Origin of the sequence: Sphingobacterium bovisgrunnientis, from assembly GCF_009829085.1 — a bacterium.
Taxonomy (GTDB): domain Bacteria; phylum Bacteroidota; class Bacteroidia; order Sphingobacteriales; family Sphingobacteriaceae; genus Sphingobacterium; species Sphingobacterium bovisgrunnientis.
Genome location: NZ_WUQY01000016.1, coordinates 69826 through 83102, shown reverse-complemented (window position 1 = coordinate 83102; position 13277 = coordinate 69826). Strand labels below are relative to the sequence as shown.

At 35.6% G+C, this 13277-nt stretch carries 13 protein-coding genes and 1 riboswitch; of the genes, 4 read left to right on the top strand and 9 right to left on the bottom strand.

Annotated elements, in window-relative coordinates; all coding sequences use genetic code 11:
• Window positions 1-100: 100 nt before the first annotated feature.
• From GOQ16_RS09630 to GOQ16_RS09620, 3 genes are all read right to left on the bottom strand, one after another.
• Window positions 101-520, bottom strand: coding sequence for a 6-pyruvoyl trahydropterin synthase family protein (locus GOQ16_RS09630; RefSeq protein ID WP_160069076.1), 420 nt, complete (start codon window positions 518-520; stop codon window positions 101-103).
• Between the two features lie 15 nt (window positions 521-535).
• Entirely contained in the window at window positions 536-1702 is a 1167-nt protein-coding gene (locus GOQ16_RS09625; protein WP_149912392.1) for an alpha-hydroxy acid oxidase, read from the bottom strand.
• Window positions 1703-1768: 66 nt separating this feature from the next.
• The gene (locus GOQ16_RS09620) at window positions 1769-2290 is read right to left on the bottom strand and encodes a DUF4833 domain-containing protein (protein ID WP_160069075.1); all 522 of its coding nucleotides are present in this window, start codon (window positions 2288-2290) and stop codon (window positions 1769-1771) included.
• 344 nt (window positions 2291-2634) lie between these two features.
• Here GOQ16_RS09620 and GOQ16_RS09615 point away from each other — a divergent pair, with 344 nt between their 5' ends.
• A complete protein-coding gene (locus GOQ16_RS09615) occupies window positions 2635-3126 on the top strand; it encodes a tetratricopeptide repeat protein (RefSeq protein ID WP_160069074.1) in 492 nt (163 codons plus the stop codon).
• Between the two features lie 61 nt (window positions 3127-3187).
• On the opposite strand, the gene GOQ16_RS17535 is transcribed toward GOQ16_RS09615, so the two are convergent.
• The 4 genes from GOQ16_RS17535 to GOQ16_RS09600 all read right to left on the bottom strand — a co-directional run bounded on the left by GOQ16_RS17535 (window position 3188) and on the right by GOQ16_RS09600 (window position 8903).
• Window positions 3188-3364, bottom strand: a complete 177-nt coding sequence (locus tag GOQ16_RS17535; RefSeq protein ID WP_192922521.1) for a hypothetical protein — start codon at window positions 3362-3364, stop codon at window positions 3188-3190.
• 272 nt (window positions 3365-3636) lie between these two features.
• Window positions 3637-5952, bottom strand: coding sequence for a 5-methyltetrahydropteroyltriglutamate--homocysteine S-methyltransferase (gene metE / locus GOQ16_RS09610; RefSeq protein WP_160069073.1), 2316 nt, complete (start codon window positions 5950-5952; stop codon window positions 3637-3639).
• Window positions 5953-6023: 71 nt separating this feature from the next.
• Window positions 6024-6129, bottom strand: a riboswitch (SAM riboswitch).
• Window positions 6130-6353: 224 nt separating this feature from the next.
• On the bottom strand, window positions 6354-7040 hold the full coding sequence (locus GOQ16_RS09605) for a response regulator transcription factor (RefSeq protein WP_188347320.1): 687 nt from the start codon (window positions 7038-7040) through the stop codon (window positions 6354-6356).
• 12 nt (window positions 7041-7052) lie between these two features.
• Window positions 7053-8903: a sensor histidine kinase gene (locus GOQ16_RS09600; protein ID WP_160069072.1), complete on the bottom strand. Its 1851-nt coding sequence runs from the start codon at window positions 8901-8903 to the stop codon at window positions 7053-7055.
• A 110-nt stretch (window positions 8904-9013) separates the two neighbouring features.
• Between GOQ16_RS09600 and GOQ16_RS09595 the strand changes: the two genes are divergently transcribed.
• Window positions 9014-9373, top strand: coding sequence for a hypothetical protein (locus tag GOQ16_RS09595; protein WP_160069071.1), 360 nt, complete (start codon window positions 9014-9016; stop codon window positions 9371-9373).
• 32 nt (window positions 9374-9405) lie between these two features.
• Here the strand turns inward: GOQ16_RS09595 and pyk are convergent, their stop codons facing one another.
• Both pyk and GOQ16_RS09585 read right to left on the bottom strand, forming a co-directional pair.
• Window positions 9406-10836, bottom strand: coding sequence for a pyruvate kinase (pyk, locus tag GOQ16_RS09590; protein ID WP_160069070.1), 1431 nt, complete (start codon window positions 10834-10836; stop codon window positions 9406-9408).
• 125 nt (window positions 10837-10961) lie between these two features.
• A complete protein-coding gene (locus GOQ16_RS09585) occupies window positions 10962-11459 on the bottom strand; it encodes an IPExxxVDY family protein (RefSeq protein WP_160069069.1) in 498 nt (165 codons plus the stop codon).
• A 269-nt stretch (window positions 11460-11728) separates the two neighbouring features.
• Between GOQ16_RS09585 and GOQ16_RS09580 the strand changes: the two genes are divergently transcribed.
• The gene (locus GOQ16_RS09580) at window positions 11729-11965 is read left to right on the top strand and encodes an acyl carrier protein (protein WP_149912451.1); all 237 of its coding nucleotides are present in this window, start codon (window positions 11729-11731) and stop codon (window positions 11963-11965) included.
• 27 nt (window positions 11966-11992) lie between these two features.
• Window positions 11993-13246 carry a beta-ketoacyl-ACP synthase II gene (gene fabF / locus GOQ16_RS09575; protein ID WP_160069068.1) on the top strand — a complete coding sequence of 418 codons (1254 nt, stop codon included), beginning with the start codon at window positions 11993-11995 and terminating at the stop codon, window positions 13244-13246.
• Window positions 13247-13277: the final 31 nt, after the last annotated feature.

Below are 13277 nucleotides of genomic sequence, written 5' to 3'. Positions count from 1 at the left end.
TAAGTTATAAAAAAAATGCGATAAATCAAAAATCATCGCATTTTTTTTAAAATATCTAGTAAACAGCCAAAGTCAAGTAAGGAGAAACATTGTTTCTCCTTTATTTTTTATATGTTGCCGAACACTTTTGTGTTTCTTCGACTTTGCATCGGATAAGCGTACAAGCGGTGTCTCTGAGCTGTTGCGGTGCTATAACTTCTACGAGATGCTGTGCAATATTTTCAGCTGTTGGGTTAAATGGGACGATAACTAGACTTTCGGCTGTAAGCTTTTGTAATTCTTCAAGCATAGGATCATTTTCCCAAATCAAGAACTTGTGATCATAATTGTCTTCAAGCCACATACACAATTTTTCTTTGATAACAGAAAAATCCAAAACACGACCTACCTCATCCAATTGTGCTGCTGCTACTTCAAAATGTATTCTATAATTATGCCCATGCAAAAATCTGCATTTTCCTTCGTGCCCAACTACTCTATGTCCACATGAAATATCATGATATCGCTCTGCTGTAATCATGGCACAAATATAATGTTATTTTATCAATCGATCTTGAAGCTGATGAATATTGTCTACAGTGAGCTGTTGCATGACTTGGTATAGATGCGCTTTAAACATGTTGATCGTATGTTCTCCACCTTCTTCCCCTAACGCACCTACGCCATACATAAATGGACGTCCCATAAAGTTGAATTCTGATCCTACGGCATGTGCTCTTGCTAAGTCTACACCCGAACGAATCCCTCCATCCATCATGATTTTTAGCTTACTCTTGTACGATGGGTTGGATGCTAATTTCATTAATGACACGATGGATGACTCTCCAGCATCTACCTGTCTACCGCCATGGTTGGAAACTATAACACCATCTACTCCGAGTTGGATCGAAGCTTCCATATCTTCTTCTGTCGCAATGCCTTTTAGTACCAATGGACCTTTCCAAATATCACGAATGGCTTTCACTTTTTCCATATTTACCTTCCCTGTGAATGTACGGTTCATAAACTGTCCCAGTTGTGCCATATCTAATCCTTTTTCCATGTAAGGTTTTAGCGTCGCGAAAGAAGGAATACCATGCTTCAATGTCTGAATACCCCAAGTAGGTCTTATCAACGTCTGGAGAATATTCGTAATATTCATTTTAGGAGGCATTGACAATCCGCTTTTAATCTCTCTATAGCGTAATCCAAAGGATGGAACGTCTACAAGAACGACCAATACCGGACACTCAACAGCTTTAAGGCGATTTAAGATGTCATCACGTAACCTGTTTTCTGTAGGATGGTATAATTGAAACCAAGCTTTACCATCAGAAACTTCAGCAATGCGTTCTATACTACTTGTTGATACGGTACTCAGCGTGTAAGGAATATCATGTTTTGCCGCAGCTTTGGCAAGAATCTCAGGTGCATTAGGCCACATTAATCCCTGAAGCCCAATAGGAGATACACCAAAAGGTGCACTGTATCGGCGTCCAAATAATTCGACGGACATATCAATCTCTTCGCCTACACGTAAATATTGCGGTTTAAGCAATATATTATCGAAGTCGTTTTCATTGCGCACGAGATTTAATTCCTCATTGCAACCCCCATCTAGGTAATCAAATGCGAATTTAGGAATACGTTGTTTTGCTTTTTTTCTTAAATCAGCAACGGAAGGATATTGACGATTATATTCAAAAATTGGTTTTGCAGACATTGGTTAAATTATTTGTCGCAAAGATAATTAAAAGTGTGAACTTGCTGTCCTGAACTATTATGAAACTTATAATATTAGTTTAGAATAAATGTGTTTTCCACTTTTATCTGTCCCATAAAACAAAATATATTCTGCTTCGATGTTTATTCCTGTTGAACCCTCCTTCAAGTAGATAAATAAATTATTAATACGGATATATTTTCCTGCAATAGTAGTTTCTACAAATGGTTTGTTTTGTGTATCAAACTTTAAATATAATTTTTGGGAAGGATAGGAGACGAGTGTGATCTCGTAATGATTATCACTTAATTTTTCTGTTTTAATCCCATATGCATAGCGTCGTTGAATACCTGTCAAAGGCTTAATTTCCCCATTTTGATCAAATAATTGTCGACTTATTTTTATGGGTTCTTTGTCGTTAAGTCGGAGGTTTGAAGTGTAATTTGGTTGGTAAATAAAGGTGTTTTTTCCGCGATTGTGTTGAATGTAAAATAAAATGTCTTTGGCTGTTGGTTTGGGGTATCCATCTTGGGCTTGAATATTTAGGCTAGTCAATGTGATTACAACAAAAAATATCAGCTTCTTCATTTTAATTATTAGTTATTTGCAACTATATTATAATTTACAGAAAAAATTTAGGATTATCAATGTATTTTGATTTCTCAGAAATATTTTGTTGTTTTGATGCTGATAATAAAAGTGTTAACCATTTTAAATAGAAGAATATGTTTTTGTTTTCAGATATTCCGAGTGCAACTACAGCGAAAGCATGGGGAAATATTCTTCTGGATAATACCTCCTTCTCTTATTATTTTCCATTTTCATGTGATTAGCGAATTCAACAAGGTTGAATTCTTGTGGATTTTTACGCATACAAGTGGGTATGCTATTTAGGTATATGCAATTATACTGCATGTAAAATAAATTTATATATGAATATTGGAGATAAGTACGTGCTTAAGGCACTAGATAATTACCCATACTATTTAGAAGAAACTTTGGAATCACTTTCTTATGCTTTATCATACGAAGGATCAAATACCATGGCGCTGTGTCTAATGGGGAGGATATATGCAGAACAATTAAAGAATTTTGAACAAGCAAGAAATTACTTTTTGGATGCTTTGACACATAATGTTTACGCTATAGAAATATATCCTCATTATATTCAATTACTTACTGATTTGGAGGAATTTGAGAGTGCAGAAAAGACAATTGATTTTGCATTGACTCTCAAAGGAATTAATAAGAGTGAAATTTTATACAAAAAAGTATTACTATTTGAGAAAAAATTGAATTATAAGTCTGCTTTGAAGACATTAAAACTATTGAATAAACAAATCATTCCTGTAGAACTGGATGTTGATTTGAGTTCAATAAGAAGTCGTTTGAAAAAGAAGATGGGTAAAAAAAATACAAAGTAATAAAATCGAATAAGTCTCTTACATTAAAATATTAAGAGACTTATTGCATATTATGAGGATACTATCCGCGATTTCCACCCATAAATTTTGATATCAACCAAATAATCAGCGCAATTACAATAACTACGATTATAATACCAGACCACATGCCGGCTTTGAATATTCCTCCGATTACCTCACAACTTGAAAGTAATGTGATAGTGGATAATATTGCTGCTAATAAACCTATTCTTTTCATAATTGATATGTGTTTTATTGTAGAACAAGTTAAAGGCTAGGTTGTTTGAATGCTTTCGATTTTATTTAGTTTGTATAAATTATAAAAAGTCCATATCAATGTTACGATATATTTTATCCAAAGATTGAGAAATGGAATGTATTTTATAATTAATAATGGGTGGGGAAGTCCAATAATACGACAATTGTGTGAAATAATGTGATTTAACAAAAAACCTCCCGCAATTTGACATCGCGAGAGGTTTAATTTATTTAATAATACTAGTTCTGAAATTATGCTTCAGCTCTCAATACTTTAGCAGCTTCTACCATTGCTTCTAATGCAGCTTTAGTTTCTGGCCAAGCACGAGTTTTCAAACCACAGTCAGGGTTTACCCAAAGTTGAGATGCAGGAACTACATCTTTCGCTTTGCGCAACAAGTCAATCATTTCTTCTTTACTTGGTACACGTGGTGAGTGAATATCATATACACCTGGGCCGATATCGTTAGGGTATTTGAATTCGCCAGCGAAAGCATTCAACAACTTCATTTGTGAACGTGAAGTCTCGATAGTGATTACGTCAGCATCCATCGCAGCGATATCTTTGATCACATTGTTGAATTCTGAGTAACACATGTGCGTGTGGATCTGCGTATCATCTTCTACATTTGAAGAAGAAACACGGAATGCACGTACAGCCCAGTCTAAATATTTTTGCTGGTCAGCTTGACGTAATGGTAAACCTTCACGGATAGCTGGCTCATCAATTTGAATAATTTTGATACCTGCTTTTTCTAAAGCTTGAACTTCATCTAAGATAGCTAAAGCAATTTGATAAGTTGTCGTTTCACGAGGTTGATCGTTACGTACGAAAGACCATTGTAAGATCGTAACAGGACCAGTCAACATACCTTTTACAGGACGGTCAGTCAGTGATTGTGCGTATGATGACCAACGAACAGTCATATCTTCTGGACGGTAAACATCACCATAAATAACTGGAGGTTTCACACAACGAGAACCGTAAGATTGTACCCATCCGTATTGTGTAAATGCGTAACCTGCTAATTGCTCACCGAAATATTCCACCATGTCGTTACGTTCGAACTCACCGTGTACTAATACGTCGATATCTAAGTTCTCTTGCAAACGGATAACGCTTTCAGTTTCTTCAGCGATAGCTTTATCGTACTCTTCTTGCGTGATAACACCTTTTTTCAAGTCAGCTCTCCATTTACGAACATCTTTCGTTTGTGGGAATGAACCGATTGTCGTAGTCGCAAAATCAGGTAAACCAAATTTAGCTTTTTGCGCAGCTTTACGTGCCTCAAAAGGAGAAGTACGTTTTGCGTCTTCGTCAGTAATGTTACTTACGCGAGTTTTTACTTCAGGTTTGTGGATCAATGGAGAAGTACGACGGCTTTCAGCAGCAGCTTTGTTTGCTTCGTAACGCTCTGCAGTTGCAGCATCTACTTCGCCTTCAGCTAATACTGCTAGATCTTTAACTTCGGCTAATTTTTGCTTAGCGAATGCTAACCAGTTTTTAACCTCAGCAGGAAGAGTTTCTTCGTTTTTCTCACTGTCCAAATCAAAAGGAACGTGTAATAATGAAGAAGAAGTACCGACCCATACTCTGTCTTTGCCTAAAGCAGCAACAGCTTGTTGGATTTTAGCTAAAGATTTTTCGTAGTCATTTTTCCAAATGTTACGACCTTCAACAACACCTAATGAAAGTGTTAACGAAGCAGGAACTTTTGCTAAAACAGTATCCAATTGGTTTTCACCGCGAACTAAATCTAAGTGTAAAGTGTGTACAGGTAAACTAACCGCTAAATCTTCGTTGTCTTTTAACGCTTCGAAGTACGTAGTAGCGATCAATTTAGTGCCTTTAGCCGCAGCATTTAATTTTTCGAATACCGTAGTATATAATGCTTTTACTTTAGCATCAATATCCAATGCCAAATAAGGCTCATCAATTTGGATGTATTGTGCACCAGCGTCAGCTAGTTTAGAGATAATCTCTTCGTAAACTGGCAATAAACGGTCGATCAAATCAATACGGTCAAAACCAGCTTCTTTTTCTTTACCAATTAATAAGTAAGTGATTGGGCCAATAACAACTGGTTTAGTTTCGATACCAGCAGCTTTAGCCTCGTTATATTCGTTTAAGAATTTTTCAGATGTTAATTTGAAAGTTTGATCTTTCGTGAACTCAGGCACCATGTAGTGGTAGTTCGTGTCAAACCATTTCGTCATTTCGGATGCAGTCACATCGATTCCGTCTTGTTGGAAACCACGTGCCATAGCAAAGTATAAATCTAAACTGTAGTTGTTATCGATTTTGTCCAATAAAGATTGGTAACGCGCAGGAATTGCGCCTACAGTTAATGATAAGTCTAATACTTGATCGTAAAAAGAAAAATCATTCGAAGGAATTAAATCAATTCCAGCATCTTTTTGAGTTTTCCAGTTGTTTTCACGAATTTCTTTCGCAGCTTTTAATAATTCTTCCGCAGAAATTTTCTTAGCCCAATACGCTTCATTAGCTTTCTTCAATTCACGGAAAGGTCCCACACGTGGGTAGCCTAGATTGTTAGTTAGTAACATATAATGTTCCTTAATAAATTAAAAATTCTTTGTTTCTTGCTAAGAGAAGGCCACTTGGAATTAGTGATCTCAGCTTATCTGTCCCTATCGTTAGTTCGGGTAGAATGTAGCACCTTGTCCAGTGACAGGTTGCTAAGGCTTCTTCGGGTCCAGTCCCTCAGCCTTTCTCTATAAGCGGTGCTAAAATATGTAATTTTCCAATAGCATCAAAATTTTTATTAAAAACTAGTGAATAAAATTGATAGATCTAGTAGACTATTACAGTAATAGCTTTTAATTCAGCGTGATGAATTGAGATTAAAGCTTGCAAATAATTTTTAGCTTTAATGGAGAGTATTTTATATATACTCTAATTAAATAGCAAAACGGTCTGAAAATTTATTTTCAGACCGTTTTGCTATTTAACTAACTAGTAGCTTATATCCTCTACCGTGGACATTTACAATTTCCACACTAGCGTCTTCCTTCAAATATTTGCGAAGCTTGCTTAAAAACACATCCATACTTCTGCCTGTGAAGTAATTATCATCGTGCCAAATCTTTTTCAATGCTTCTTCACGCGTAAGGACATCATTTTTCTTTAGGCAAAGTAAACGAAGAAGTTCCGCTTCTTTTGTAGAGAGTTTTTGCTGTTGGCCTTTGTATGTAATGATTTGGCTGGTGTAATCAAAGAAATAGTTGCCAATTTCAAACTTATCAGCCAATTCTTCTTCCTTATCTTTTGAAGCTCTCTTCAATAAAGCGTGTATGCGCAATAATAATTCCTCTACACGGAAAGGTTTGGTGATATAATCATCCCCCCCCAATTCGAAGGCTTGCGTTTTGTCTTCCATCATACCTTTTGCTGTTGCAAAAATGATTGGAATTGTACTATTAATTTTGCGCACCTCTTTGCCTAAAGTAAATCCATCTTTTTTGGGCATCATCACATCAAAGATGCAAAGATCAAATTCACTTTTTTTAAACTCTTCAATTGCTTTTTCACCATCAGTAGATAGTGTGACATCAAATTTCCCTTTTAATTCCAGGTAATCTTTTAGTAATTCACCAAGATTTGGGTCATCTTCTGCTAATAATATTTTCTGCATATGTATACTTATCTATTTTTTTGACGACTTTTTCAGTGGTAATACTACCTCAAAAGTTGTGCCTTTGTCTTTTTCACTTCTAACTGTTATTTTACCGTCGAAACGTTTGATAATATCATTCACATAACTTAATCCAAGGCCGAAACCTTTTACATTGTGTACATTTCCGGTAGGTATTCTATAAAATTGATCAAATATTTTTTCTGCTTGATCCTTTGTCATTCCCATGCCCTTGTCTGTCACTGATACTATGATCTTATTATTTGAATTGTATGTTTTAACAGATATTTCTGGTGAATTTGGGCTGTATTTGATCGCATTATCAACTAAATTAAACATTACATTGGATAGATGCAATTCATCACCAATTACGAGATCGTGTTTAGCAAAGAGTTCTTTAGTGAGAGTGCCATTAGCTTTATCCACTTGTAGGTGCATACTATCTAATACATCTTCTACTATACTATTCAAATACACATCTGTTTTCTCGATTTTCAGATCTTCTTTCTCCAGCTTGGCAATATTAAGAACACGTTCGATATGATTTCCTAAACGTACATTCTCATCATAAATAATATTTGCCAATTTGTTTACGCGCTTATCATCGGCAGAAATTTCAGGATCTCGCAGCGATTCGCTCGCAATCATTATCGTGGCTACAGGCGTTTTAAACTCATGTGTCATATTGTTGATGAAATCTGTCTTCATCTCCGATATTTTTTTCTGTCTGAAAATAATACTCAATGTATAGGCAAAACAGCCGACTAAGAGTGCAAATAATGCAATAGTTGGCAGCATCAAGTAGCTGATGTTTTGCGCAATTATATTTTTCTTATTCGGAAAATATATTGAAAGACGACCGCGAGACTCTCCAATATCACCTTTAAATAAATCGGTAGTATAGCGTGTCAACTTTTCTGGCTCCAATAATGTTTGAGGGTCTGAAGTTTGATAAATCAACTTGAAATGGTCGCGAATCTCCATGTTGAATGGCGAATGAATGTCTCTACTACCGAGTTCTTGCTGAATCAATTGTTGCACGCGACGCGTATTTATTCTTTTGTGCAATGGACGATTGGCTAACTGTACGCTCATTGCATAATCTTCTACTACACTAGCTTTCTTTCCACTGAGGATGGCAACTGTATCAAACAGTGTAACAGGATTGGATTCGGCGAGCAAATCTTCACGAATACGATCTAATTGGCTAAGTAAATTGTTAATACGTAAATTTATTTTTTCGTCCTCTTTTGGAGGCAGCGTAGCTATCTGGTACCAATTTACAAAACCCGTTAATAAATCAAATTCTGAAATAACATATCGAACAGAATCATCTTTTGCAGCAACTCTTGGCATCTCTCGGGTTGCTGAGACGATTACGTAGGTGTTGGCAAGTGTTGTTCCTATTATAGGCTCTTGCTCCAAGCGAATCTGAATAAATTTACGGTTCTGTTTGTTTTTATAATAAGTTTCAAAAAACCAATTGTCAATAGGTGTAACATTTGGATACCTCGATTTCAGTTCTTCATCGGCTTCCTTAAATTTTTCGTAATTCTGTTGTTGTTTAGTGCGTAGCCTGTCGATTTCTTCTTGAATACTTACCTGTTGAGCTAGTTTTTGTTGTTTTTTCTGCTCAGCAATATATTTATCTCGATTTATTCTACCCTGCGTTTTGTATGAATCTTGTATCTCTGTTTTTTCGATTTCCGAAGCGACCTTAGACAAAGAAGTATTTACTTTTTCGTCAAAAAGCTGAGATTCTTGATAATATGTTTCACGGATAAAATAATATTGCATCGCCATTACGCCAAGTAAGGCAATTGACATCAGCCATATTATAAGTGAGATGCTTTTTTTCTTCATTCCATACAAAAATAACAATGATTATGTGTTAATTGCCTCATTTAACAGATTTTAACTTGAATGCGTAATCATTAATTGATAACTTTAATTGATTAATAACCAATAAGTTTATGAAAGCATTCTTTTTAGTTTTTTCAATGGTCGGATTTTATTGCTCTTTTGCTTACGCGCAAGATAAAGGTAAGGAAACAAAATATAAAAGATTTTCATTGCCCAATATCGATTTGCCGCTGCAAGATTCATTACAAAAGAGAAAACCTGTGAATTTGGATTCCTATATTCAAAAGGGTGATAATTCCGTCGCTATTCCGAATGTGTATACTAAGAAAGATGGAGAGTCCTATACTATGCCTGTGAAGAAATTAAATGGAAAAGGTCTGGCTCCGATGCCTGGTACAGAGAATTTAGATAAGATAGATTTAAAAGGTCAGCCAGATTCATTAAAAATTCTAGGCAAAGAGAAAAAATAAAATGGCGAGATATTTATCTCGCCATTTGTATATTATTGAACCACAGAAACGCGGATTGTGTTCGTTTTTCCTTTTTTATGTAAAGGCGTTGAAGCTGTATTAATTACTATCTGTCCTGGATCAACCAATTGATTTTGACTTAATAATTCATTTACATCTTGGATTGTACCATCTGTACTCTCGAATTTTTCGTAAATGAATGTACTAACGCCCCATACTAAGCTCAATTGATTTAATAATTGTGTATTACCAGTAAATACATAAATATTCGCATTAGGACGGTAGCTTGAAGTTTCAAGTGCTGTGTAACCTGACGATGTCATAACAACAATAGCTGAAGCTTTCGTTTTTTCTGCTAAGAAAATAGATGAACCACAGATTGAATCTTGAATAACAGTTTCTGGGTTTGCAGCATCATTTCTCGCGCTGTAATACGGATAAGAAGTGGATTCTACATGCGTAATGATTTTCGCCATTGTTTCGATAACGATTTCGGGAAATTCACCAACAGAAGTTTCACCGCTCAACATTACCGCATCAGCACCATCTAATACCGAGTTTGCAACGTCATTCACCTCCGCACGTGTAGGACGTGGCGTCGTAATCATACTCTCCAACATTTGTGTAGCGATGATTACTGGTTTAGACAAGTTGCGACATTTTTGAACAATAATTTTTTGCAAACCTGGTACTTCTTCCATTGGCATCTCTACGCCCAAGTCACCACGTGCCACCATGATAGCGTCAGTAGCTTCGATAATAGCATCAATGTTATCAATAGCTTCAGGTTTCTCGATTTTCGCGATTACTTTAGCATGACTGCCTTTAGCTGCAATGATTTCTTTACACTGAACGATATCCTCTGCTGAACGTACGAATGACATCGCAATCCAGTCTGCGCCGTGATCTAATGCAAAATTTAAATTGTCTAAATCTTCTTCTGTCAATGAAGGGATAGAAACTTTTGTATTTGGAAGGTTTACACCTTTACGAGAAGTTAAAATGCCACCGTGAACTACTTCACAGATTACAGAATCTTTATGGTTTGTCGAAAGTACACGCAATTGCAATTTACCATCGTCTAATAATATAATTTCGTCTTCTTTTACGTCGTTAGGGAAGTTTTCATACGTGATGTATACTCTTTTTTCATCACCAATCAACTCTTGTGTAGTCATTTCAATCTGTGTGCCATTAACAAGAATAGCACCGCCTTCTTTCATTTTTCCAATACGAATTTTTGGACCTTGAAGATCGGCTAAGATAGCAACATGAAATGGGTGTTCTGCGTTGATCTCTTTGATCGTGTTGATTACTTTTAAATGGTCTTCTTGACTACCATGCGAAAAGTTTAGTCTGCACACATCTACACCTTTAGCAATCAGTTGAGTTAATACCTCTTTTTGTGCTGATGCAGGGCCTAACGTTGCGACTATTTTCGTTCTTTTTTGAATTTTCTTCATTTGAGTTTTATTCTTTATTACAAATAACACCCAGATCTTTTTAATTGTACAGACCGGATGTAATATTTAGGCATAATTATATATCTTTTTTCAAAGTGTAAATAGTACACTTTGTTAAGAGTTTGCTAAAATATTAGATTTTCTTTAGATTTCAATGAAGTTGGTTCAATTTCTTTTACCAACATTATTTCATTGATTGATTTTAAGTTGTCAATTAACTTATTTAAATCTTCTATGTCAATGTAATGCTTGATCAACATGAAATAATCAAAACTAGCCAATTCTGGAATTAGAACGCCATTTTCGAGACTCTTATTGTTGATAATGTAATATTCATACTCAAAACTTTCGCAACAATATCGATACATTGGAAAGCTGTGTGTTGAAGTTTTAGACTTATTTTTCTCTGTAATGATATGATAATCTAATTCTTCTTGTGGCTTAGATTTGATATTTCCATTGTGATCGATAGGGGATTCTTTTCCAAATTGGAAATGCAATCCTGTATGCTTATTTATGAAGTGGCAAAGTCTATAATCTCTTAAAGATGAGCTAATACCTATTAAAGTAAAATCTAGCTCTAAGTCGAAATCAAGATCGAGTTTAAAAGTTACTTTGTTCAAAATCTAGCCTAAAATTTAATTTAATACGAAATTACAATAATTAATACGCATTAAATAATTTAGCTCTTAAAATGTGAACTTTTTTTGTAATTGCTTGTTGGAATTAGTATAATTGAATATAAATATTTATTCAATTCCGAAGTAATGGGACTGGGTACTTTAGCGGACGTTTGATGTTTTATTTTGTACCTAAATATCAAAAAGGTTTGATATATGAGTAAATTTATTTTTCTTTGCACAGATTTATTAAACAATTAAACTATTTAATCATGTCAGATATCGCATCAAGAGTAAAAGCAATTATCGTTGAAAAGTTAGGTGTAGATGAAAATGAAGTAACACCAGAAGCTTCTTTCACGAATGATTTAGGTGCAGACTCACTTGATACAGTTGAGTTGATCATGGAGTTCGAAAAAGAATTTAACGTAGCAATTCCTGATGACCAAGCTGAAAACATCGGCACAGTTGGTGAAGCAGTTGCTTACTTAGAGAAAAACGTTAACTAACTAATTTTATTAGGCCAAACATAATAAATGGAGCTTAAGAGAGTAGTTGTAACAGGATTAGGCGCACTTACACCAATAGGTAATACGGTTTCTGAATTTTGGGAATCGTTAGTTAATGGTGTAAGTGGTGCTGCTCCTATTACGCATTTTGATGCGTCTAAATTTAAAACACAATTCGCCTGCGAGGTTAAGAATTTTGATCCACTTCAATATATGGATCGAAAAGAAGCGCGCAAGGTGGATCCTTTTGTGCAATATGCTATTGCTTCTACTGATGAAGCCGTAAAAGATGCAGAATTGGATTTTGATAAATTGGACAGAAACCGTATTGGTGTTATTTGGGGAGCGGGTATTGGAGGATTAACTACTTTTACAGAAGAGATTTTTTCTTTTTCCAAAGGAGATGGGACACCTCGTTTCAACCCATTCTTTATTCCTAAAATGCTTATTGATATTGCGCCAGGACACATTTCTATGCGTCATGGTTTGCGTGGGCCAAATTTTTCAGCTGTGTCGGCGTGTGCCTCAGCAACGAATGCAATGATTGATGCCTTTACTTATATTCGTATGGGTAGAGCTGATATAATCATTACAGGTGGTTCTGAAGCTACGGTAAACGAAGCTGGAATTGGTGGTTTCAACGCAATGCACGCCTTATCAACACGAAATGACGACCCGAAAACGGCGTCACGTCCTTTTGATAAAGATCGTGATGGATTTGTATCTGGTGAAGGTTCAGGAGCTATTGTCTTAGAAAGTTTAGATCATGCTTTAGCTCGTGGAGCTAAGATCTATGCGGAGATTGTAGGTGGTGGTATGAGTGCTGATGCGCATCATATTACAGCATCACATCCTGAAGGATTGGGCGCTAAGTTAGCAATGACTATGGCTGTCAATGATGCAGAAATGCAGTTTTCAGACATTGATTACATCAATGTGCATGGGACTTCTACACCAGTAGGGGATATCAGTGAAACAAAAGCGATCGTTGATTTATTCGGCGAGCACGCTTACAAATTAAACATCAGTTCTACCAAATCTATGACAGGTCACTTGTTGGGAGCAGCAGGTGCTGTAGAAGCTATCGCTTCTATATTAGCTGTTAAAAATGATATTGTCCCTCCGACGATTAATCATTTTACAGATGATCCTGAAATAGATAACAATTTGAATTTCACATTTAATACCGCTCAGAAGCGTGAAGTAAAAGCCGCTTTGAGTAATACTTTTGGTTTCGGTGGGCATAATGCTACTGTAATCTTCAAAAAGTATAAAGGTTAGTATTGAATAAGATAAAAAAGTTGATAGGTAG